The sequence below is a fragment of the Flavobacterium arundinis genome (assembly GCF_038289855.1).
Lineage (GTDB): Bacteria > Bacteroidota > Bacteroidia > Flavobacteriales > Flavobacteriaceae > Flavobacterium > Flavobacterium arundinis.
The window spans coordinates 139,402-162,963 of the sequence record NZ_JBBYHR010000002.1 but is presented as its reverse complement, the minus strand read 5'-3'; the positions used below and the strand labels follow the sequence as shown (position 1 = coordinate 162,963).

Below are 23,562 nucleotides of genomic sequence, written 5' to 3'. Positions count from 1 at the left end.
TTTTTTACCACAAAGTCCACCAATTTTTTTCACACGGTTCACTAGCTAAATCCATCACTGATAAAATATAGTAAAGAGTACAGGCTACAAATAACAGTGTTGTACCCTCCCACAGTAACGGCAATTTATCCGTGCAGCCTTGTGTTCTTAGTGAAAAACTTTGTGCACTGTGTGGTAAAATCTAAAAACAGGTTTAAATGCCAAATGACAATCCAAATGCCATACGACCCCCATCGGTACCCTGAAAATAAAACACCTTTGCGGTAACCACATCAAGGCCGTTGAGCCATGCACCGCCACCCACGCTTTGATGCCATTTTTCAGAAGTGTCATCCGATACCCATACACGCCCAAAATCGTAACCCCCGAAAACACCATATTTCATAGGGATAAAGCTGGTTTTTACGCGGCCTAAAGTTAACCGTATATCCGTACTTTGGTATACCGAGCGCTTTCCGGTAAAGCGTTCCCTGCGGTAGCCCCTCAGGTCAGCATCGCCGCCAAGGGTAGCGGCCTGGTAAAACTCAAATCCGTTGCTAAAATTTGCTTTGCCCTTTGCCATTGATGCAAATACAAGGTTCTCATCGGCGGTTATCTTATGGATAATACCTATTGAAGCTTCGGCATGCGGAAAATTACGTTTTGTATCATCTATGCTGGTCTTCCACCCGGCTGCGACGTAAAAAAACATGCCAAGTGCGGGGAGTGAAGCGTTATCATAATTCCGGAAGCTGTATTTACCATCGATCCCTGCATATTGCCTGTGCTCAAAAAGATAGGGCTTAAGGACCCCCGGCTGGTTTACATATCGGTTTACAGTCCCATCTACTTCAATAGTTTCGAAAATGGCTCCAAACTGGGTGAGGCTGCCGTTACGGCTCTCTTTAAAGAAAGAGGGGGCAACACTGAATTTCTGCAGTTTTACCCGGTTATAATCCATGCCCAATTGGTCATCCGGATTTTTCGTTTCATTGCCCATCCCAAAATAGTTGATACTGAAATTAGGGCTGGTAAATTGTACATCCATGCCAATATTCCACCGTGCAGCGGCATTCATGAACTTGCCGGCATACTTAAGTTCAAAACCGTCGGTGGCAAAATAATAATTGCCCTTTACAGTATGGCTTTGCGAGAAAGGCCTGCGGTTAAAGTTATTTATTGTATAGTTAACTGAGGCGCCAACTTTTACACCATCGTCGGGGTTGTAGCCAATTGCCGGGTAGCCTGCAACAACATTGTATTTTGGCTTGTCAGGGTCATAGCTGTTGGTTTCATAGTCATCCGTCAGTATCAGCGCAGTCCTTTTGTCAACTTCAAAGCTGTTTTTCTTGCTTTTAAAATCGTATACTTTTACTTTTCTGCCATTTTCAATATGGTAAGTATCGTGGTTTTGCCCTCCCAGCAATCTTAGCAGTATCGGGTTTTCAGGGCGGCCTTTTACCTCAAAAATATCATCATCGTCCAAGCCGTAAATCCAAATTTCTTTTGTTTTTTTATGAGTGTATGTCTTACTAAAAAAAAGTGTTTCGCCATCCTTGAGGCTCAATATTTCTACCTTAGTTTCACCTTTAAGCAGGCGGGTTATGGTAAACCTTTCCTTTTTATCGGTGCCTGCTATAAGTACGGTTTTCAAGAGTACATCCCTATAGTTAAGAGCGAATTCATTAAGGTGTTCTTTGCGGATCTTCAGCTTGTTTTTTATACCTTCGATAGTTTCATCCTGCATTTCTTTTGGCAAATGTGCAAAGGCATCGTCTATGGCTGCATCGGTCAGGTGCTCACGGATGTAGGCGGCCTCATCAAGCCAGTCTTTCTCGCTTGCTGTAGTAATCACTGCAAGGTCCAGCGGATAGGGTTCGCGGTTGAACCACTTTACATTGCGTATATCGTCCTTAAACGTCTGCATGTGGCGCAGTGCAGGGATATTCATAAGTATCGACATAAGTGCCCCGTCATACCGGCTAAATGCCTGGTCGCGGTCTTTGGGTATCGGCTTATAGATTACTTTACCATCCTTTTTATATTCTCCCCATTTCCATTGGTCACTGTGCCTGTCCCAGTCGCCTATCAGCATATCAAACAGCCTGGCCCTAATATAGGCTTTTTCATCAACGCTATATTTACGGTCTTTACGCAGGTTTTGCAGCATCTCAGCGGTGCCGGCAATGTCGTCAGGTTTGCCCAGGCTTTCCACGTCCTTTTGCTCTTTGCCTACCTGTTCCTCTATCATATAAAGCTCATCGCCAAAGTCGTTGTTGTATTCCTTAAGCGCATTTTGCTTCGGTATATAAAAAAGTTGGGGATTGGTGTGGTAAACGCCAATAGCACCGGCCAGCCTGCCCGCAATTAGAGGCGTGTAGGGATGGGATGTCGTATAAAAATCCAATAGGAAACTTTCGGCAAAAGTATTTTCAAGCTCATCGCCAATATAACGCTCCTTAAAAGCCACTGCCTGCAGGAAGCGTGTCGCGCTTTTTTTAATCCCCCGCATGGCATACTCCTTTCCGTCCGGCGCTTGCAGACGCAAAGAATGGGTTTGGTGCCCTCCGCCGGTTTTTTTAGGCACCAGCCCGCCATACAGGGTATCAAGCTTCACAGTTGGCGCCTGTATTGGCAGGCTGTAATATTTCCGGTAATGCTCCCCGAAGAGAAACCTGTGAAACCCACTTTTATCAGTCATTTCAGGCGTATATACCGATGCCGAAACAACAGGAGCGAAGGTAGTGGGATAATCTTTGATCACAATTTCTGTCTTTTCGAGCAGTTTTTTTTCAAACAGCTGTTCTTCTTTTCCGTCTTTTACTTTGTAATAAAAAACCCTTGCGGTACCGTCATCATTAATGTCGAGTATGGCATAACCCGTCCCCCCGTACGAAAAATCTTCCGGATAGGTAACCCGCGCGGCCTCTACTTTCGAGCCTGCCCCGCTGATGATCTGGTTGATGTTGTCATGGTGGATGTATTGCAGGTTATGGTCATGGCCGGAAACTACGATAACATTGTCCTTGTCCTGTATCAGCGTTTTTATCCTTTTGGAAAAAGAAGTATACACCCTGCTTTGGATGTCCTGCGTGCTGTAGCCCGATGCTTTTCGTGCCAAATTGATCAGCGAACCTAAAATCGGCATAGGGACATTATACGGTAATGGAAATAATTGTTTTTTAAGGGAAAATTGCCCGCCGTGCGAACCGTTGCTCATCAGAGGATGGTGCACGGCCACGATAATGGTCTTGCCCTGGTTTTTGTTCAGCAGGTCTTCAAATTCGGTGAAAAGCTGCTCACGGGTTTTGATATTGCAATTGTCATTAATATCGGGATAGTCGTCCCAATCCTCGATATACCACTGGCTGTCAATAGTAATTAGGGTAATATTGTCACTTATTTTAACGTCTTCGATGGCACAGCCCTTCCCGGGCAGGAACGACTTTTTGCCGGTATATTTATTGATGAATTTTTCCTCCTGCCGCAATCCTTCATAGCCATTATACCAGTCGTGGTTGCCGGGGATCATAAGTGTTTGGCCGGGGAATAATTTTGACAGTTTCATTTGCGAAGCCAGGCTTGCCTCGCCGTCTTTGCGTTCCTGCGACCCATTGTCCGGTGCCATCCCTTCCGGGTAAATGTTGTCGCCCAGGTAAAGAAGTGTAGTGTTTTTTTCTTCCTTATCGAGTTTTTCGGTAATAACAGAAAGCATAGCCTGCGTAGGGGCCTCATTGGCATACCCGGCATCCCCGATGAGGTAGAACCTGTGCGCGGGTTTTGCTGTTTTGGCAGTGTCATTTACAGGAACAGGTCCTGTAGCGGCACCATACTCCGGTTTGTAGGTTGCACACGAATAAAGGGATATCAGCGCAAGCAAACAGGTTAAAATTTTAATATTTCCTTTAGCTGCGATGGTATCCGAAAAGATTTTCATAAATTGGTTGTGTTAATTACCTATGTATGGATATTGTTCAAAAAGCCGAAAGCTATGTCTTTCACCTATTCAAAGATAAACTATCTCCCGATTATATTTACCACAATTTCAACCATACTTTACGGGTGGTAAATAATGCCGCTGTTATAGCAAAAGCGGAAGGTGTAAATGATGATGACATGGAAATCATCATGCTGGCGGCGTGGTTCCATGATGTTGGGTATATTGACGGCCCCGACGATCATGAAGAAAGGAGCAGCCATGCCGCTGAAAAATTCCTTCGCAAAAATGATTATCCTGAAGAAAAGGCTGCGAGGGTTTCCGATCTGATAAAAGTCACCAAGGTAGGTGCAGAACCTGAAAACCTGTATGAAAAGATCATCAAGGATGCCGACTGCTCTCATTTTGCCGATAAGAATTTCCCAACATTGTCGGAGCTCCTGCGCGAAGAATGGAAGGCAACGCAGGGCAAAACCTTTAGCGATAAAGAATGGGCATTGGGCAACCGCAACGTACTCATGCAGCAACACCGCTTTTTTACTAATTACGGAAAACAGGAGCTGCAGCCTCTTAAGGAAGCGAATATAGCTTTACTGCAAAAAGAAATTACAGAAGGCGGCGAAGGCAAAAAGAAAAAAAAGGACAAAGACAAAATCAATAAAAAGAAGCTGGAAAAGCTCGAACGGCCCGACAGGGGGATTGATACGGTTTTCAGGGTAACGCTGGGCAACCATACCCGCCTAAGCGATATTGCCGACAGTAAGGCCAATATCCTGCTACAGGTAAATGCCATTATCATCTCAATCGCGCTGACAACCCTTATCCCAAAACTGGACAGCCCTTCAAATGCACACCTTATCCGGCCTACCCTTATTATGATGGGATTTAGTGTGGTATCTATTATTTTAGCCATAATGTCCACAAGGCCTAAGGTAACCAGCGGCACCTTTACGCGCGAAGATATCGAAGGAAGGAAAGTAAACCTGCTGTTCTTTGGTAATTTTTATAAAATGCCGCTTGAGGAATACGAATGGGCGATGAACGAAATGATGAAAAGCAGGGATTACCTGTATGGCTCTATGATAAAAGACCTGTATTTCCTTGGGCTTGTACTGCACAGGAAGTATAAGCTGCTACGACTTACCTATGCGATTTTTACAATGGGGATACTGGCATCGGTTGCTGCTTTTGTTTATGCGTTTAAAATGCTTTAGACTAATTTACGTTCAGTATTATTGATAAACGAAACGTAACAGCTTTTTCCATTTCGAACGGAACTTGCGGAGAGAGAAATCTCAGGAAAAGCCGTAAATTTGATAGAATTTCTCGTTTCGAAATAGAAGAACGTGCTTGCGAAGGATTCCTTTAAACTCTAAACAGTACTATAATACAGCACAAAGTGTTCTAAGAATTTTATATTACTATACCGTTCCTCCGGAACTCATATGCAGGCGCGGGTATTGTTTGCTATAAACATACCGTCCCTCTGGGACTCACCTGTAGAACACTTGAGGGGCGGAATGTTTATAGAATAATAGTATTGTGCAGCTCAGAGTTCCGGAGAAACGGCATGTGTAAAAGCCATGTTAAGCACTCGGAGCAAGCTCTTTTAACAAATCCTCATAACTATAAGTGCCTTTCTCCTGTTTGCTGCTGCTGTATTCAACGGTTACACGCAATGCTTTAAGCCCGGTAACGCCCTGAAGGTCTTCCACCTCAAAAGTTTCTATTATGCTTCCCAGCATGTTTTTATGCTGAAGGAAACGAATGTATCTCCTGTATTCGGCTTCTTCCTGCTTTTGTGAGTATACAATCGTGATCTTGCCTTTTTCGGTTATGCGTTCGGCAGTCCCCTTTATATGCGATTTATCAATCCTTTTTTTTACAACTTCATAGCGGGCATTGTAGGTACCGTCTACGTCGAAACGTTTTTCATCCATTCGGAAACGGATAGAAATGGGCGAGCTGAAAACAAGTATGAGCGAAGTCACATCAAGGTCATAGGGCAGTCCCGGCCTTAGCCTGTAATATTCGTTTTCCATCTCACACATCGCCTGCAATTGCCAAAGCCTGAGGTTGTTCAGGTAAAGCGGGTTGTAGGTGTGCTTGGGCGAAATAGAAGCACCAATATACAGGTTATGCTCCACGCCATCGGTTTTGAAGCGTTCATAATAATGCGGGAAAAAGGATTGCGCCTCTGCCTGCTTCCTGTCGAGTACTGCTGCCATTTGCTTGTTGATTATAGACAGTGCATCGTCAAAATCCTTGCGGCTGTCATACACCATCTTCATTTTCGTATCCAGCGTATCGAAATAGTCAATTATTTTTTGATGTATTTCGGTATTCGAGGAGTCAAAATGCTTGAGGACAGGATGTACTTCGTTAATGATATAGGCCTGTATAATAGATTCTGTATCTGCTTTTAGCGACTCTTTAAGCTGTACCTCTAATTTTTCCAGCTCATAGATATGCTGCTCTATAAGCGGTAGTTTCTCTTTTTCGAAGATATACCTGAAAACCAACAGCAGCCTTTCTATCTGACGGATAAGGTCTTTCTCGATCGACTCATTCCTTGCGGTTGAAGAGCCCTTAATATCAATCTGGCCATAGAGCGGATATACCTCGCGGAAAACTATTTCCTTGTAGGCGTGGTCTTTCTTGTCTCTGGATGTAATGTGCAGCAACGCTTCCTCCCTGAATTTCCAGTAAACACTGTGGTGTATTGCAGTATATTCATTCTGTATAATCGCATCTACTTCGTTTTGCAATTCAGAATAGTAGCGGTCTACAGTGTCGGTAAGGAACGGCAGGATATAGGCCAGCTTATTCGCATTAATGCTGTTTAGTTCCTTTGCGCGCGACGAAACCAGCTCGACAAAGCCCATCAGCTTCCCGTTCTTTATAATCGGCGCAAAAATACAGCTCTTTATATTTTGTTCCAGCAAATGCTCCGCGAAACCGGCATCTGCATCATCCTGCAATTTATAAGCTTCAACGTCCGACAGTACAAAGTATTTTTTCTCATCAAGCATGGTATCCAGCGTACCGCTGCACATCATGGTGTTACAGCTTATTTCCTTAGACCCGTTAAGGATGTAGCTTTTTATTTCCTGGAATGGCGCAAGGCGGAACACATTGTCCTGAACATTTACTTCGGTAAATCCTATCCTCAGGTCGGGTATCTGGTAGATAGAACGGAAGATACCTTCAAAGTCCGATTTTGATATTTCCTTTTCGTCATTTATCAAAAGGTTGGTTTTGAGGTTCGAAATAGCGCTTTCGGCAGTAGCATCAAACAGCGATACGATACCAAATCCTTTGGATATCCAGCTTCCGGCAGGGAACTTTTCTTTCCAGAGTTCCAGGTTATCAAAGTTGTCCATCAGCAGGGCAACGTCGTCATCGGTTATATGGATGGCTTTATCCGTTGGCAACATCTCAAGGAAGTCAGCATTATAGAGTATACGGTAATGGTGCATAATACCATCAGCATCGGGTATATCATAAAACAGCGGCTTGCTGAAATCGAAGTGGTACCCGTAATACCCGTTGAGTATCAGGCAGCAGCAAAATACGTAAAATTGATGGTCGTCAAAATTCCTGATGCTAATGCCAAAGTCTTCACCGGCATTCATCAGTATCTGCTTAAACCTGTCGGTATGATTGAATGTAATATTGAAAAAAGGAATGGTCGCCGCTTTTATCTCATTTTTTGTCAATGCGGTAGGGAACAGGTCGGCCAGCAGGTTTTTTATCAGCTTTTCATGCTTTTCGAGCAATGAAAGGTCGGTAATGCCGTCGCGCAGTTCGGGATAAGGCGCGGTGTGCCTCAGGAGCGCCTTGGCATAATCGGACCTGTAGTCCACATCAGATTCTGCAATTTCCTCCAGGGTTTCCAATACTTTATGAAACGATATCTTCGCTATTAAAGGACTGGCTACATGTTCATCAGGTTCCATTTTCATCACATTACAAATAGTACCGTAAAGTTACGAAAATTTTAGTCCGACGTTATCTAAGAACGCAAAGGTTTTTAAAACCTTTGCGTTCTGGCAGCAATAATGCTACTTTTGCACAATCCCATGAACCAACCGGTAAACATAACCTTCCCTGATAATATCCGGCTCACCGTAAAGCGGGAAGACCTGCTGCATCCCCATATTTCGGGGAACAAGTTCAGGAAGCTGAAGTACAACATCCTTCAGGCAAAAGAGGAAGGCAAGACGGCTTTACTTACATTCGGCGGGGCATTTTCCAACCATATTGCGGCTACAGCTGCGGCAGGGAAAGAATATGGTTTTGAGACAATTGGTGTCATCCGGGGAGAGGAATTGGTTAATAAAATTGGTGATAACCCAACGTTATCCTTTGCCCGATCCTGCGGAATGCGCTTTAAATTTGTAACAAGGGAAACGTACAGGCAAAAGGCTGAACCTGCTTTTATTGAAGCGATTAGTAATGAATTTGGAGACTTTTACCTGGTACCCGAAGGCGGGACAAACCATCTTGCAGTAAAAGGCTGCGAAGAAATACTTGTAGCCGGTGATGAACGCTTTACCCATATCTGCTGTGCGGTAGGTACGGGCGGCACTGTTTCGGGACTGATCAATGCAGCACTACCGCATCAGGAAGTTTTAGGCTTTCCGGCGTTAAAAGGTGCGGAATTACACGATGAGGTTGCTATATTTGCAAAAAGGGATAACTGGAAGCTGGTTGAAGACTATCATTTTGGTGGCTACGGCATGATTAATGAGGAATTGGTAGCCTTTATGAACGATTTTTTTGAAAAAACTGGCATACCATCAGATCCGGTATATACGGCAAAGCTGTTTTTTGGCGTTATAGATAGGATCAACAAAGGAATGTTCCCCGAAAATTCCGACATACTGCTCATCCACACCGGTGGGTTGCAGGGCATAGCAGGAATGAACAGGGAACTGATGCGAAAGAAACTACCCATAATTAAAACCTGAGACAATGTTTAGAAAAATTTTAGCTTTAGCGGTATTGAGTTTGCTGGTAAGCTGCGGCACATCGAGGTCGCGCATCCAGACAACAAAGAACAGCACGGCAAAAACAAGGACATCCTCTAAAAAAGACAGGTCGTCTGTAAAAACGAAAACTGATAAAAAGACGTCCACCGCTGCTAATTCCCGTAATGATAACAACGTCGAAGTCCTTGAGTCTACTTCCAGGACCGTGGTATACGCCGATCTTGTAAAGGCTTATGTATTGCAATATAAAGATGTTGCCAAAGACAATATGAAGCGTCACGGCATCCCGGCGAGCATTACGCTGGCACAGGGCATCCTCGAATCGGGGGCAGGAAAAGGCACACTGTGCGTCGAGGCCAATAACCACTTTGGTATCAAGTGCCATAACGACTGGAAAGGCGATACCGTACACCATGACGACGACTCCGAACAGGAATGCTTCAGGAAATACCCCAAAGCAGCCGAGTCATTCAATGACCATTCCATGTTCCTGACAACCAGGGGCAGGTATGCATCGCTGTTTAAGCTTCCCAAAGATGATTACGAAGCATGGGCACGCGGCCTGAGGGCAGCAGGCTATGCCACCGACCCGAAATATCCGGAAAAACTGATAGGGCTAATCGAACGCTATGATCTGGCAAGTTATGATGCTGAAGTGCTCGAAAGGCCGTATGTAAAGCCGGAACCTAAAGCAACGCCGGTACAGCCTAAAAAAGAAGAAACCCCTGCGGTTGCCGAAACTACAGTCCCGGCAGGGTCTTACCGTGTGGCACAGGGTGACACACTTTATTCCATATCAAAAAAACACAACCTCTCGGTAGATGAACTGATGCGCCTCAACGGGCTGTCAAACAATGCTATTGCTATCGGGCAGGTACTAAAAGTAAAATAAGAATCATGTTATACGAACGCAGCAGCCGCCTTTTTGCCGAAGCAGAAAAGGTAATACCCGGTGGTGTAAACTCTCCTGTGCGCGCCTTCAGGGCAGTAGGGGGGACTCCTATTTTTGTGAAAGAAGCAAAAGGTGCCTACCTTTATGATGAAGACGGCAACCGCCTTATCGATTATATCAATTCCTGGGGCCCGATGATCCTTGGGCATGCCTACGAACCGGTTGTGAATGCCGTTATCGAAAGGGCAAAAAAGGGCACGTCTTTCGGGATGCCTACCGCACTCGAAACCGAGATAGCAGCGCTTGCCATTTCCATGGTGCCCGGTATTGACAAGATACGCTTTGTAAATTCAGGTACCGAAGCCTGCATGAGCGCAATCCGCCTCGCCAGGGGATTTACGGGCAGGGATAAAATCATAAAATTTGCAGGCTGCTACCACGGCCACTCCGATTCGTTCCTGATACAGGCCGGAAGCGGCGCGGTAACGTTCGGTACACCCAACAGCCCGGGTGTTACAAAAGGAACCGCACAGGACACATTGCTTGCGCAATACAACGACCTGCATAATGTAGCTGAATTGTTTAATGCCAATCCCGGAGAGATAGCTGCTATCATTATAGAACCGGTAGCCGGAAACATGGGGTGTATTCCCCCTGTAGAAGGCTTTTTGGAAGGTTTAAGGCAGTTGTGTGATGCTAATGGCACCCTGCTAATATTTGACGAAGTTATGACAGGATTCCGCCTTGCGAAAGGTGGTGCTCAGGAACTCTACAATATCAAGGCCGATATCGTGGCATTTGGAAAAGTGATAGGCGGCGGGCTTCCGGTAGGGGCTTTTGCGGCACGAAATGAAATCATGAATTACCTTGCGCCAATAGGGCCGGTATACCAGGCTGGTACATTGTCCGGCAATCCGCTGGCCATGGCGGCAGGATTAGAAATGCTTAAAGCGCTGAATGGCGATGCAGATATATTTACGAGACTCGATGCGAAAACTGCTTATCTTGAAACGGGCATCCGCCAAAAGCTGGATGAAACCAATTTAGCCTATACCATTAATCGTACAGGCTCAATGATCTCGGTGCATTTTGATGCCAGCCCTGTAACCGATTTCAAATCGGCTGCTAAAGGCGATAACGAAACCTTTAAAAAGTTTTTCCATGGCCTGCTTGCCGAAGGAATATATATAGCGCCTTCTGCCTATGAAACATGGTTCATTACCGACGCGCTTACTTACGAAGATCTCGATGCTACTATTGCTGCGATAGGCAGGGTAGCAAAAACGTTATAAAGCAAAAAAAACCTGGCCGCGGCCAGGTTTTTTTTATAGTATTAACTCTCTTAGTTAACAAGCTTTTTTAGCAATTCAGGGTTTGAATCAAGTTTTGCTATCTGGTCAGCATCCAATCCTGATTTTAGTTTTGTCTCAATATTTTTTGCAATAACTCCCTTACGCTCGTCAGTAAGATTAGGGGTTGCAAGCATTTGGTGTTTTTTCTGGAACAAACGTTTGAACATTGTATTTTGGTCATCAGTCAGCTTTAATGTTTCTGACAATAACGCCATATCTTTTGCAGCAGCCTGGTTTATGGCAGCATCAGAACCGGCAGGTTGTTGTGTTGCAGTTTGGGCCGCAGCTTTCTTTTGCTGTGCATTGGCAGTAGCACCAAAAGCAAGCATAATAACGAAAAGAGCAATTATTTTTTTCATGATAAACTATTATTTGTTTAGTGTTTCTACGCCAAATCTAATTAATTAATAAAACAACTCAAAACTTTAACACTTAAAATTTATCTCCTTCCGTCCTTTTTAAAATTTTTCTCTCTATTTGTGATTTTTTCACGTTTCTCTAATTTCATGCTTTCCAGTTTTGCTAATTGCTTCGCATCCAAAGTTTTTTTCAGAAAAGCTTTCATCGCAATTTTCTCATCAAGCATCTTGTTTTTCATTGCAAAACGCTCATCTGAAGTTGGTTTTTTCCCTGCTTCCCGGTTCGCTTTAAGCGAAGTCATGGCTTTGTCCCTTTCTTTTCCTTTTTCAACAAGGAATGCTTTTATTTCGGCCTGCTGTTTATCGGTAAGGTCAAGCGACAGTGTCATTTTCTTTACCTGTAGTTCTGCCCTTTGTTCCGGCGTAAAGTTTTCCATCTGATGTTTTCTGCCGTGATGTTTCTTTTCTCCCGGCTGTGCATTCATGGCAAAACCCATCATCAACATAATTGCTAAGATCCACGTTTTCATAATTTTAATTTTTAAGTTTATACCTATAAGACCCTGTATCTTAAAAAAGGTTTAAAAATTCAATAAAAATATTTTTGTAATGCTGTAATGAGGGTTACATTTGTTCCGTGAAAAGAGCTGTATTCATTATAGTCCTGCTGATGCTTTTAAAACCGGTGCTTCCGGTTTTAGATTACATTATCAATTATGATTATATAGCTACAGCACTTTGTGAGAACAAGGCAAAACCCGAAATGCACTGTAACGGTAAGTGCCACCTTGCCAAAGAGCTTGCTAAGGCATCTGAAAATGAAAAACCGCTTTCCGAAAAGAAATCCGGACAGGCCGAAACAGAAGTTTTATTTCTTGAACCAATTGCATCCTTTCATTTTTCATCCCAATTAATTGTATCCAAAACAGCTAATATCACCGAATACCGCAACGGATATTCTCATCTCGATGTAGCTTCTGTTTTTCATCCTCCCATATTTATTTCATAAAGTTTATTTCCGTAAATCCCTTTTTTAGGGATGCATAAAGCCGTGTGCTTTAATTTCTCATGCCTTTAAGGTATTGGGATCATTAATTATAACTTTAAATAAATACAATGAAAATTCAATTAAAAAATATAGCAGCAGTACTGGCTGCAACAGCCCTGTTTATATCTTGTAGTGATGATGATTCAGTAAATACTGTTTCGGGAACCGGAAACCTTGATGTGGAATTCGACAATGCTTTTGGTGATAACGACCTTATACTGAATACACAATCCAATATAACTTCCAATAACGAGAACCTGAAAATAAGCAACATCAAATATATCATCAGTAATATTGTCCTCACTAAGCAGGATGGCACCACGTATACCTACCCTAAAAGCCAAAGCTATTTTATTGTGAACGAAGCCGACACAGACAGCCACGTTATCGAACTTGAAAATATCCCTGCAGGCGATTACACACGTATTAAGTTTGGCGTAGGTGTAGACAAGGCCCAGTTTGACCTTGGCGCAGAAGGGCAGGGCGATTTCCTTGCAAAAGCTCAGGCCGAAGATATGCTGTGGAGCTGGTCGGCAGGATATAAATTCCTCGCTTTTGAAGGCACATTCACTTCGCCTTCAGTAACCGAAGCCACGCCATTTATGGTACACACCGGGCAAACGGGAACAGATTATAACTATATTGAAGTTACGCTCGATATGCCTACGAAAGCTTTGGTACGGACAACGATAACCCCTGATGTACATATTGTTGCCGACCTTTCCAAAATAATTGACGGCACCAATAAGATAAAGCTTTCCGATAATAATATGGGAGGTATGGGTGCAATGATCATGGGCGGTGCCAATCTTCCACTGATCACGGCTAACCTTGCAGCTATGTTCTCTGTAAACCACGTTCATAACGATTAAGCCAAAAGCCGCGGCCCTGTATACTACTACAGGGCTACGGCTTACTAAATACCATGAGAACAAAATATTTTCTATGGCTTGCGCTGCCTTTTTTATGGGGTTGCGAAAATAATGACGATGGCGAATATACCAACCTCCCGCTGGATCTCCGGGTGCCGTCCAACTTTCCCGAACTGGCCTATGATATCGGGGCAAATCCTCCCACAGAGAAGGGTTTTGAACTGGGCAAGAAGTTATTCTACGAAGGAAGGCTGGCTTCTGATGGCCTTGTCTCGTGCGGGTTTTGCCACATACAGCAAAATGCATTCACGCATCACGGCCATACCGTAAGCCACGGAGTAAACAATGCTGTGGGGACACGAAATACGCCACCGATACAGAACCTTGCTTTCCAAAATGTGTTTATGTGGGATGGTGCAACCGCGCATTTGGATTTGCAGCCCATTATACCCATGACCAGCCCTCTGGAAATGGATGGCGACCTGAACGCTATACTCGCCATGCTGAAGGCCGACCCGGAATACAGGAAGCTATTTGCGCAGGCATTTCCTGAAGAAGGCATCACGACCGAAAACATGCTGAAGGCGTTGTCACAATTTATGGTGATGGCGGTATCGTCAAATTCGAAGTTTGATAAATACAGGCGGAACGAGCCGGGCGGTGCATTAACGGCAGATGAAATGGCCGGATATGCCGTTTTCAACGCCAAATGTGCTACCTGCCATGCAACCGACCTGATGACCGATAACTCTTTCCGCAATAACGGGTTGGCGGTAAACCCGCTGGTCAATGATGTGGGAAGGTACAGAGTAACCCAATTGGCAGGAGATTATTATAAGTTTAAAGTGCCAAGCCTTCGTAATGTTGAGAAGACCGCGCCGTATATGCATGACGGGCGTTTTGGTTCGCTTGAAGCCGTGCTGAATCATTACACGTCGGGGATTACAGATTCGCCAACGCTCGATCCGCTGCTGCATCAGGGCGGCGTGTTAGGTATAGCACTTAACGAAACCGAAAAAGAACAGGTCATAGCATTCCTCAAAACACTAACCGATGATCAGTACATTACGGATAACCGATTTTCAGAATTTTAATCTAATGAAAAAGAAATTATTTATACTACTGTTTGCATTGCTGGCTGGCACCAAAATGCTGGCCGGTGGCAACCCGCCCGATTTTAAAAGATACCTTGAAGCCTTTGATGACTGCGATGCCTGCGGGTGTTCCGCTTCGGGTGGAGGTATGGGCTTTAGTTCCATGATCAACCAGAATTTTGTTGGGTTGCGGTACATCTATCAAAGCTATTCCACCAAAGATGGTATTTTTAACAATTCCCCAATGGTAAACCAGGATTTTAATACCATGCAGGCATGGGCGCGTATTCCGGTCTTCAACAGGCTCCAGTTGTCGGTCCAGGTGCCGTACCATTTCAACAGCCGCGAAACAGCCACCGGTACGCAGAATATTTCAGGTATAGGCGATATTACGGTGTTGGGCTTGTACAATGTGTATATGACAAAGAAGGACAGCACGGTTTTTACACACATACTATCGGCGGGTGGCGGTGTAAAAGCGCCTGTGGGAAAATATGACAGCAACAACAATGGCAGCGTAAACCCAAGTTTCCAGCTGGGTACGGGCAGTTGGGATTATGTGCTGGCTGCCGAATATGTGATCCGTAAAAAACAATGGGGCCTCAATGCCATGACGAGTTATATTATAAAGACGGAGAACAGCAAGCATTACCAGTTTGGCAACCAGTTCAATTATAACGCTACGCTGTTTTATGCGGCCGAAGGCAAAAAGATAACCTGGGTTCCGCAGGCGGGCCTTGCCGGGGAATTGTATGCGATCAACAGACAGCTTGGGCAGGATGTACCGGGTACCAAAGGCGATATCCTTTTCAGCAAAGTTGGCCTGGAAGCCGGTACTGGAAAATTCTCAGCTGGCGTCAATGCCATGCTGCCCATCAGCCAAAACCTTATAGGCGGCAGGGTAGAAGCCAATTACCGCTGGTCGGTGAATGTGAATTATAGTTTGTGACAAAAAAATAAAGGCTGCATAAAAGCAGCCTTTATCTTAAAATACTATATCAATTAATTGATAATAACTTTTATAGTTTCAATAGTTCCGTCATCTTTTGACGATACACGGCAGAAGTAGATGCCTGCAGCCATTTCGTTAGTGCTTATGTTCAGGTCGCTTTCACCGTTAAATGTGTTTTTATTCACCAATTTACCTTGTGTGTCAAAGACCGACACATTAAAATTACCGGCTTGAGGTGCAATGATCCTCAGAATACTCCCTTTTTGAACAGGATTATTATAAACAAGATTCATCTTTTGCGATTCGGCTACACCATTTACCCCACCGGCTTCAAACGCGCCCATATCTACACCTGCGCCTTGCAGCCTGCTATATCCATCAGGGTCAGAATCAGTTGGTGTCCATGCATTGGCGCCATTGGGAAGGCTCAGCAATTGGTTGTAAGCACTGTCTTTACCCACGCTTGTATCCTGAAGCATGTAGTTGCCCCCTGAAGCATTTACAAACAACGGGTCCTGCGCGAAGTTGTTGCCCTGGTTATGGCCATAGCTGTCATTCCACGCAGCGCTTCCGCCACTTCCTGCTATAATGGAATTTCTGATATGAACATCTTCCTGAGCATAAAAAGTGTAGTAGATTGAGGCTGATTGGGATGCAGTATTATCCCATATAATGGAATTATAGATGCGTGTATTTAGGCCATCGGGGCTGATATTATTGTAAATTCCGCCGCCTGTATCTACAGCCTCATTTCCGGTTATAGTAACATTGGTCAGTTTAGAATAGGCGTTTGTGTGATTGTAGATGCCGGCCCCGTTATTTGCATAGTTATTGTTTATCAATACGTTAAAGAGGGTAGCAACGCCGTTATCGACATTATATATACCACCGCCAGAGTTATTGACAATGTTTTCACTGATCTTTACATTGAAAAGTATAATGCTTGCTGTCTTATTATAAAATGCACCCCCATACAATCCGGAATTCTGTGCGAAAAAACAGTTATTTGCCTTAACTACACTGTTGTTTACGCTGCCTACTGTACCGCCGGAAAAACGGTTGAAAAAGAAATCACAGTCGTTTATGGTAAACACTGTTGCCAGGGTGTTGTACGCTCCTGCACCATAGCTGGCAAAATTATAGGTAAGTTCTGAGGAATTAAGTTTTGGCGCACCTCCGGTATTGTAAACACCCGCACCGAAGTCAGATGAGTTATTATATAGCTTCAGGTTGCTCATCGTCAGCGACGAATTGAGGTTGTAAATAGCGCCGCCGGTATTGGTTTGAATGAGGCTGGTACCTATCATGTAAGTAGCGCTCCCGTCTGCATTTGCACCGGTTATCCTGAATCCGTCGAGTATAGCCGACGTTCCAAGGTTTTGCGTAAATACTACATTATAGGCATTCTCACCATCATTAAAATCATTAATGCCATTGCCGTTGGTGTCAATGTCATTCTCACTAAAATCACCACTAAGAATGGTTACATTTGTATTAGTGTTTCTTTCGCTGAGTTGTGTTTCGGTACCGTTGAAACCTCCGTAGATCTTTATATTCTTATTGATAATAAATGAGGCTGAGCGAGCATTTCCTGCAATCCTTAATTGTGTTGGAAAATAGGTTCCGGCACTCACCCAAATCTTGTCATTTGCAGCAGAAGCATTAATCGCTGCCTGAAGGCTGGTATAAGCGTTGGCCCAACTGGAGCCGTTATTAGCGCCCTCTGCATCTTTATTTACATAAATAGTGTTTTGTCCGGCTGCCGTAAACCAGCCAGCCATGGCAAATAATAAAAAATAGTATTGCTTTTTCATATTTTTTTGTGATTGACGGCAAATATATGTTAAGGCGAAAACAATTTCAATGCTTTTTGTAAAAAAAATATCCGAAACATCTAAATGCTTCGGATATATAACATGATTTATTAGGGATCAACCTTTAAACTCCACCGTCTTCATATCGCCATCCACGGTTACTTTTACAAGACCATGTTTGCTTAGGCCTTTCATAGCAGCATCCCATTTCTTGCCGCTTAATCCTGCCTGTGTCTTTAGTGCGTCAAGGGCAAGCTGGCCGCTCACTTTCAACAGCTCGGCTACTGCTTTTTCGTCTTCCGTAAGCTCTACCGCTTTTTTCTCAGGCCTCATTTGCGGGAATAAAAGTACTTCCTGTATCGACGGGTTGTTGGTAAGGTACATGATAAGCCTGTCCATCCCAATTCCTAAGCCCGATGTTGGCGGCATGCCATACTCTAAGGCACGAAGGAAGTCGTTGTCAATAAATTGTGCCGCTTCCACATCGCCACGTTCAGATAGTTTCAGCTGTGCCTCAAAACGCTCGCGCTGATCGATAGGGTCATTCAATTCGCTATAAGCATTAGCGATCTCTTTACCGCATACCATCAGCTCAAAACGCTCGGTAAGCTCCGGATTGTCACGGTGTGTTTTACAAAGCGGGCTCATCTCTTTCGGGTAGTCGGTAATGAAGGTCGGCTGTATAAAGTTGCCCTCGCATTTCTCGCCAAATATCTCATCGATCAGTTTGCCTTTGCCCATGGTCTCGTCAACAGCAACGCCCATGCCTCTGGCAGCCTCAAATAGCTCTTCTTCTGTTTTGCCCGATATATCAAATCCTGTAAATTGTTTGATGGCATCGGTCATGGTCAGCCTCGCATACGGCGCTTTAAAGCTAACGTTATGCTCGCCGAAAGTAACATCAGACGTTCCGTTAACCGCTATTGCGCAATGTTCCAGCAGGTTTTCGGTAAATTCCATCATCCAGTTGTAGTCTTTGTAGGCTACATATATTTCCATTGCTGTAAATTCAGGATTGTGCGTCCTGTCCATACCTTCATTGCGGAAGTTTTTCGAAAACTCATAAACACCGTCAAACCCGCCCACGATAAGCCTTTTAAGGTAAAGCTCATTGGCTATCCTCATATACAAAGGCATGTCCAGGCTGTTATGGTGCGTTACGAATGGCCTCGCTGCGGCGCCGCCCGGTATTGGCTGAAGGATTGGTGTTTCCACTTCAAAATAGCCTTTGTCGTTAAAGAACGAACGCATGGCATTGAAGAGTTTTGTCCTTTTTACGAATACCTCTTTCACCTGTGGGTTCACTACAAGGTCAACATAACGCTGGCGGTAACGAAGCTCGGGATCGGTAAAGCTGTCGAATGTATGGCCGTCAGCATCCGTTTTTGGCATTGGCAATGGGCGCAGCGTTTTGCTCAATAAGATAAAATCGTTTACCCTTATTGATTTTTCGCCTACCTGCGTAGTGAAAAGCTCTCCGTGCACACCTATAAAATCACCCAGGTCGATAAGCTTTTTAAACAGCTCATTGTATTTCATTTTGTCCTCTCCGGGGCATATCTCATCGCGGTTAATGTACAGCTGTATGCGGCCTTCGCTGTCCTGCAATTCGGCAAATGAGGCTTTTCCCTGTATGCGCACCGACATGAGGCGGCCTGCTACGACCACCTTCTTGCCATCAGCAAAATTGTCCTTCACCTGCTTTGAGGTATGGTCTACAGGAAACAGGTTGGCGGGATATGGATCGATGCCGAGATTCCTCAGCGCATCCAGTTTTTCTCTGCGGATAATTTCTTGTTCTGAAAGCTGCATGGTCGTTATATTTTTTAGCGGGTAAAGATAAGGATTATTGGCAAAAAACCAATTTGCCTGTTTTTTATGCGCCTGAAGGTTTACGATAGCATAAAACAATTATATTTGAAGCAACAAAACACATTACAAGATGAAAACAAGACTATTTTTAGCGCTGGGCCTCATGATGGCATTTGTAACAACGTCGTGCAACTTTAGCGAAACCATTACTATTAATGAAACAGGAAGCGGAAGGGTGTCATTCGATATAGACGGATCAGGGCTTATGGCCATGGCTGGCGAAGAAATGGCCAAAGAAGGCGAAAAGCGTATGGATTCTACTTTTACGTTTAAGCAGCTTTTGGAAGAGAAAAAAGACAGTATAGCCACATTGCCGAAAGAAGAGCAGGCCAGGCTGAAGAGCCTTGAGAAATTCTCGGTAAAAATGCTCATGGATCCCGCAACCAGCGAAATGAAAATTAACCTCTTTGCCGACTTTGACAAGGCGGGCGAGCTTCAGGATATGATGAAGGCGTTCGGTAACCTGAACAGTCTTAAAAAACAGCCGGGAGCCCCGGATATGGGCGGGATGTTCCAAAATGGCTCTGAGGTGACCTATACCTACGACGGTAAAAAATTCAGCAGGAAAGTTAAACTGGTTGACAAACCGAAAAAGAAAGAAGAAGGCGGGGACGAGGATATGTATAAAGCGATGTTTGGCGAATCGAACTACGAGCTTAATTATACTTTTCCTAAAAAGATAAAAAAGGTGTCGAACAAAAATGCGGTAGTAAGCGCCGATGGTAAATCGGTAAAAGTTACCTATCCGCTAAGCGATTTCTTCGACAACCCTCAGGCTATGGCGCTTGATGTGGAGTTCGAAAAATAATATTGATGTTTTAACGAAGGATCCGGATGAGTAATTATCCGGATTTTTTATTGATGTCAGTCCTAAGGTTTTGTTTTGTAATTTTGTACTGCATTTAGCATTATTGAAGATGAATAAAACCATAGAATTCCTTGACCTTGGCAGCATGGATTACAAGGAAGCCTGGGATTACCAGGAGCAACTTTTTAAAGAGATACTCGATATAAAAATTTCTAACCGCAGGGAAGGGCAGGAAATTGTGACACCCAATTACCTTTTGTTTACAGAGCACCCTCATGTATATACCCTGGGCAAAAGCGGCGATATGGAAAATCTTTTACTTAGCGAAAAGCAGCTGGAGGCAAAAGGCGCGACCTTTTATAAGATAAACAGGGGAGGGGACATTACCTATCATGGCCCCGGCCAGATCGTAGGCTACCCGATACTCGATCTTGAAAATTTTTTTACCGATATTCACAAATACCTCCGCTTCCTTGAGGAAGTCATTATACTTACTCTCTCCGAATATGGCGTTACAGGAACCCGCAGTGATGGCGAGACCGGTGTATGGCTTGATGTGGGTACGCCTTTTGCCCGAAAGATATGCGCTATGGGTGTCCGGGCCTCACGCTGGGTAACCATGCATGGCTTTGCGTTTAATGTAAATGCCGACCTGGGATATTTCGATAATATCATTCCGTGCGGGATAAGGGGTAAGGCGGTTACATCGCTAAACGTAGAATTGGGGGTTGCCAATGTGAGTGAAGCTGAAGTAAAAGAAAAGATATTGAAACACTTTACAAAATTGTTTGAAGCAGAACTACGGATTGTAAATCGTAACGTGAACGTCCTCTAAAATATCAAATTCCATTTCCAGCTGCTCCGGCAGCATTCGGAAGCTTTTCCTGTGGTATTTTGTAATGCCGTATTTTCTTATAGCCTCCCGGTGCTCAGGTGTAGGGTAACCTTTATTTCTTTTCCAGTTATACATAGGGAACTCCTCATGCAGATGGTTCATATACTCATCCCGGTAGGTTTTTGCCAATATCGATGCGGCTGCAATACTCAGGTACTTGCTGTCACCTTTTATAATGCAGCTATGCGGAATACCGTCCACGGGTTTAAAGCGGTTGCCGTCAACAATTATATAATGGGGTACTGGTGTAAGTTTTACAATACACTCCTGCATGGCTTTTATTGAAGCATTGAGGATATTGATCTCATCTATTATTTCAGGCCCGATATTTGTAACATGATAACATAGGGCTTGCTCCTGTATTATAGGGCGAAGGTATTCTCTTATCTTCTCGGTAAGCTGCTTGGAATCGTTGAGCAGCTCGTGGCGGAAATCATCAGGGAGTATAACGGCTGCTGCTGTAACGGGACCCGCCAGGCATCCACGGCCTGCTTCGTCAGTACCGGTTTCATATTGCAGATCGGAAAATTTTAGTGAAAGCATAAAACCGCGTAATTGTATAAAACGTAATTGATAACAGTACAAAGGTAGCAGTACTACGTTAAATTTGAAATAATTGACGCTTAATTTGTTATTATTTATATTTTTGCTAATCTTTTTTCTGCAAAACTATATTTAGTGGCATATTTGCATGAAAGAGCTATTAACTTTTTTAATTTATTATAAAAACAGTCATGAGAAAAAATACTGTAAAAGGGATGCTTATCATTGCTATTTCTGCAATGGGAAGCGTTTCGGCTTTTGCCCAGACCCCTGAGCAAAAGAAACTTATTGTGAAAGACAACAATCTTGAAGAGCTGGCGAGGATTAGCACCGAAGAGCGTGAATTCAAGACTAAAAACTATGCTGAAGCCTTAAGGCTTGCTGAAATAAACGGGTGGCCCTTAAAAAGGACAAACAGCAATGGCGATAGCCAAAAGCTTGCAGGTGTTACCGAAGATGGACATCCTGTTTATTTTACTATGTACAATCTTGGCCAGGCCAAAACTACAAGGGCAGACAAGCTTCATCCCGGTGGTGGTATGGGCCTCAATTTGACAGGTCAGGGTATGACCATAGGTATATGGGATGGAGAGCAGGTGAGGGAAACCCATGAAAATTTTGATGGACGTGTAGAGATTATCGATGAGTTTGTAGGATATGGTGACCATGCAACGCACGTGGCCGGTACTATGGCCGGTGGAGGTTTAGTAAAATCTGCCGCAAGGGGGATTGCCTACCAGGCTAACATAAGGTCTTTTTCAGGATTTGCTAATGATACTGACGAAATGGCGGATGAGGCGGGAGCCGGACTGCTTGTGTCAAACCACTCCTATGGCTTTAGTCCAAACCCTATGCCGGAGTGGTTTTGGGGTGCTTATGGTAATTATGCAAGGTCAATCGATGAGATCACGTATAGTGCTCCAAGATACCAGCCTGTTATTGCGGCAGGTAACGACAGGGGTAGCAGCCCCGAAAATAACCCGGAAAAAGGAGGATATGATCTTATAAATTGTTACGCTACCGCAAAAAATGCAATTGTAGTAGCTGCAGTTTTTAATGTTCCTAATTATACAGGTCCGGACTCAGTGCAGATGTCAAGCTTTAGCAGCTGGGGTCCAACGGATGATAACAGGATAAAACCGGATATTTCTGCAAAAGGTGTTGCTGTGTACTCCAGTGAGGCACAGAGTAATAGTGATTACGGCTCCCTTCAGGGAACGTCTATGGCGGCGCCGGGTATTGCAGGATGTATAACACTTTTGCAACAGCATTATAATAATGTAAATGGGGTTTACATGTTGTCATCTACATTAAGGGGCCTTGTGGCGCATACTGCAGATGAATGTGGTGAATGGGATGGCCCGGATCCTGCTTTTGGCTGGGGGCTAATGAACTCTCAAAAGGCAGCTCAGGCTATCACGGATAACGGAACTGCATCTATCATTGAAGAACGAGCTCTTACAAATACAAATGCAACTTATACAAGGACTGTAAATTCTAACGGGACAGATAAGCTTGTTGCTACAATTTCCTGGACTGACAGGCCTGGTACGCCGAACAACGGCAACGTAGATCCTACAACACCTGTATTAAGGAATAACCTTGATATCAGGGTTACAAAAGTAGGCGGTGAAACATACATGCCATGGAAGTTTGGTGATTTTATATCTGACGCTGCAATACAGGGAGATAACAATGTCGATAATATCGAAAAAATTGAAATTCCCGGCGCTTCAGGTGAGTATGTAATTACTGTTACAAAAAAAGGGTCATTGATAGGCAGCACTCAGAGTTATTCGCTTATTGTTACAGGTATTGATGAGACGGCGGGTGTAGATGAAAATGCACCAAAAATGTTCACTATGTGGCCAAATCCTGCACAAGGGCAACTTAATATTTCATTACCACAGGGCGCTGAAAGCAATGCTGCTGTAGAATTGTACGATATTCAGGGCAGGAAAATGCTTAAAAGTTCGCTTAATGGCGGAGAGAATACGATAAATATAGAAAACCTGGCATCTGGCATTTATATGGTAAGTGTTGTGAATGGTGATAAAACTGAAGCCAAAAAGGTTGTAATCAAATAAATATCATATAAATTTAAATATATTTCGAAATATAACGCAACCTTTTATATCGCATTGTATCTAA

The 23,562-nt window shown here is 44.0% G+C and carries 18 protein-coding genes; 11 read left to right on the top strand and 7 right to left on the bottom strand.

The features are described from left to right. Positions 1-193: 193 nt before the first annotated feature. Positions 194-3,916, bottom strand: coding sequence for a metallophosphoesterase (locus tag AAEO56_RS03740; RefSeq protein ID WP_341695684.1), 3,723 nt, complete (start codon positions 3,914-3,916; stop codon positions 194-196). Positions 3,917-3,942: 26 nt separating this feature from the next. On the opposite strand from AAEO56_RS03740, the gene AAEO56_RS03735 reads away from it, so the two are divergent. Beyond that, positions 3,943-5,130 carry a Pycsar system effector family protein gene (locus tag AAEO56_RS03735; RefSeq protein ID WP_341695683.1) on the top strand — a complete coding sequence of 396 codons (1,188 nt, stop codon included), beginning with the start codon at positions 3,943-3,945 and terminating at the stop codon, positions 5,128-5,130. Between the two features lie 372 nt (positions 5,131-5,502). On the opposite strand, the gene AAEO56_RS03730 is transcribed toward AAEO56_RS03735, so the two are convergent. Further along, on the bottom strand, positions 5,503-7,875 hold the full coding sequence (locus AAEO56_RS03730) for a GAF domain-containing protein (protein WP_341695682.1): 2,373 nt from the start codon (positions 7,873-7,875) through the stop codon (positions 5,503-5,505). A 123-nt stretch (positions 7,876-7,998) separates the two neighbouring features. Here AAEO56_RS03730 and AAEO56_RS03725 point away from each other — a divergent pair, with 123 nt between their 5' ends. The 3 genes from AAEO56_RS03725 to hemL are packed head-to-tail and all read left to right on the top strand — an operon-like array spanning position 7,999 to position 11,094. Beyond that, positions 7,999-8,889: a 1-aminocyclopropane-1-carboxylate deaminase/D-cysteine desulfhydrase gene (locus tag AAEO56_RS03725; protein WP_341695681.1), complete on the top strand. Its 891-nt coding sequence runs from the start codon at positions 7,999-8,001 to the stop codon at positions 8,887-8,889. Between the two features lie 4 nt (positions 8,890-8,893). After that, positions 8,894-9,802: a glucosaminidase domain-containing protein gene (locus tag AAEO56_RS03720; RefSeq protein WP_341695680.1), complete on the top strand. Its 909-nt coding sequence runs from the start codon at positions 8,894-8,896 to the stop codon at positions 9,800-9,802. Positions 9,803-9,807: 5 nt separating this feature from the next. Then, positions 9,808-11,094, top strand: coding sequence for a glutamate-1-semialdehyde 2,1-aminomutase (gene hemL, locus AAEO56_RS03715; protein ID WP_341695679.1), 1,287 nt, complete (start codon positions 9,808-9,810; stop codon positions 11,092-11,094). A gap of 50 nt (positions 11,095-11,144) precedes the next feature. Here hemL and AAEO56_RS03710 read toward each other — a convergent pair whose 3' ends face one another. Then, a complete protein-coding gene (locus AAEO56_RS03710) occupies positions 11,145-11,513 on the bottom strand; it encodes a hypothetical protein (protein WP_341695678.1) in 369 nt (122 codons plus the stop codon). An 80-nt stretch (positions 11,514-11,593) separates the two neighbouring features. After that, the gene (locus tag AAEO56_RS03705; protein ID WP_341695677.1) at positions 11,594-12,043 is read right to left on the bottom strand and encodes a hypothetical protein; all 450 of its coding nucleotides are present in this window, start codon (positions 12,041-12,043) and stop codon (positions 11,594-11,596) included. Positions 12,044-12,150: 107 nt separating this feature from the next. On the opposite strand from AAEO56_RS03705, the gene AAEO56_RS03700 reads away from it, so the two are divergent. From AAEO56_RS03700 to AAEO56_RS03685, 4 genes are all read left to right on the top strand, one after another. Beyond that, a complete protein-coding gene (locus AAEO56_RS03700; protein ID WP_341695676.1) occupies positions 12,151-12,522 on the top strand; it encodes a hypothetical protein in 372 nt (123 codons plus the stop codon). Positions 12,523-12,629: 107 nt separating this feature from the next. After that, positions 12,630-13,433, top strand: a complete 804-nt coding sequence (locus tag AAEO56_RS03695; RefSeq protein ID WP_341695675.1) for an MbnP family protein — start codon at positions 12,630-12,632, stop codon at positions 13,431-13,433. Positions 13,434-13,486: 53 nt separating this feature from the next. Next, positions 13,487-14,527, top strand: coding sequence for a cytochrome-c peroxidase (locus AAEO56_RS03690; protein WP_341695674.1), 1,041 nt, complete (start codon positions 13,487-13,489; stop codon positions 14,525-14,527). Between the two features lie 4 nt (positions 14,528-14,531). Continuing rightward, positions 14,532-15,476, top strand: a complete 945-nt coding sequence (locus tag AAEO56_RS03685; RefSeq protein ID WP_341695673.1) for a transporter — start codon at positions 14,532-14,534, stop codon at positions 15,474-15,476. A 53-nt stretch (positions 15,477-15,529) separates the two neighbouring features. On the opposite strand, the gene AAEO56_RS03680 is transcribed toward AAEO56_RS03685, so the two are convergent. Continuing rightward, the gene (locus AAEO56_RS03680; protein WP_341695672.1) at positions 15,530-17,293 is read right to left on the bottom strand and encodes a T9SS type A sorting domain-containing protein; all 1,764 of its coding nucleotides are present in this window, start codon (positions 17,291-17,293) and stop codon (positions 15,530-15,532) included. Between the two features lie 117 nt (positions 17,294-17,410). Next, positions 17,411-19,105: a lysine--tRNA ligase gene (gene lysS, locus AAEO56_RS03675; RefSeq protein ID WP_341695671.1), complete on the bottom strand. Its 1,695-nt coding sequence runs from the start codon at positions 19,103-19,105 to the stop codon at positions 17,411-17,413. A gap of 130 nt (positions 19,106-19,235) precedes the next feature. Here lysS and AAEO56_RS03670 point away from each other — a divergent pair, with 130 nt between their 5' ends. Together AAEO56_RS03670 and lipB are read left to right on the top strand one after the other, a co-directional pair. Beyond that, on the top strand, positions 19,236-19,973 hold the full coding sequence (locus AAEO56_RS03670; protein WP_341695670.1) for a hypothetical protein: 738 nt from the start codon (positions 19,236-19,238) through the stop codon (positions 19,971-19,973). 109 nt (positions 19,974-20,082) lie between these two features. Further along, positions 20,083-20,808: a lipoyl(octanoyl) transferase LipB gene (gene lipB, locus AAEO56_RS03665; protein WP_341695669.1), complete on the top strand. Its 726-nt coding sequence runs from the start codon at positions 20,083-20,085 to the stop codon at positions 20,806-20,808. Here lipB and AAEO56_RS03660 read toward each other — a convergent pair. Next, a complete protein-coding gene (locus tag AAEO56_RS03660; protein ID WP_341695668.1) occupies positions 20,773-21,411 on the bottom strand; it encodes a ribonuclease HII in 639 nt (212 codons plus the stop codon). The genes lipB and AAEO56_RS03660 overlap by 36 nt on opposite strands. A gap of 191 nt (positions 21,412-21,602) precedes the next feature. Between AAEO56_RS03660 and AAEO56_RS03655 the strand changes: the two genes are divergently transcribed. Beyond that, on the top strand, positions 21,603-23,498 hold the full coding sequence (locus AAEO56_RS03655) for a S8 family serine peptidase (RefSeq protein WP_341695667.1): 1,896 nt from the start codon (positions 21,603-21,605) through the stop codon (positions 23,496-23,498). Positions 23,499-23,562: the final 64 nt, after the last annotated feature.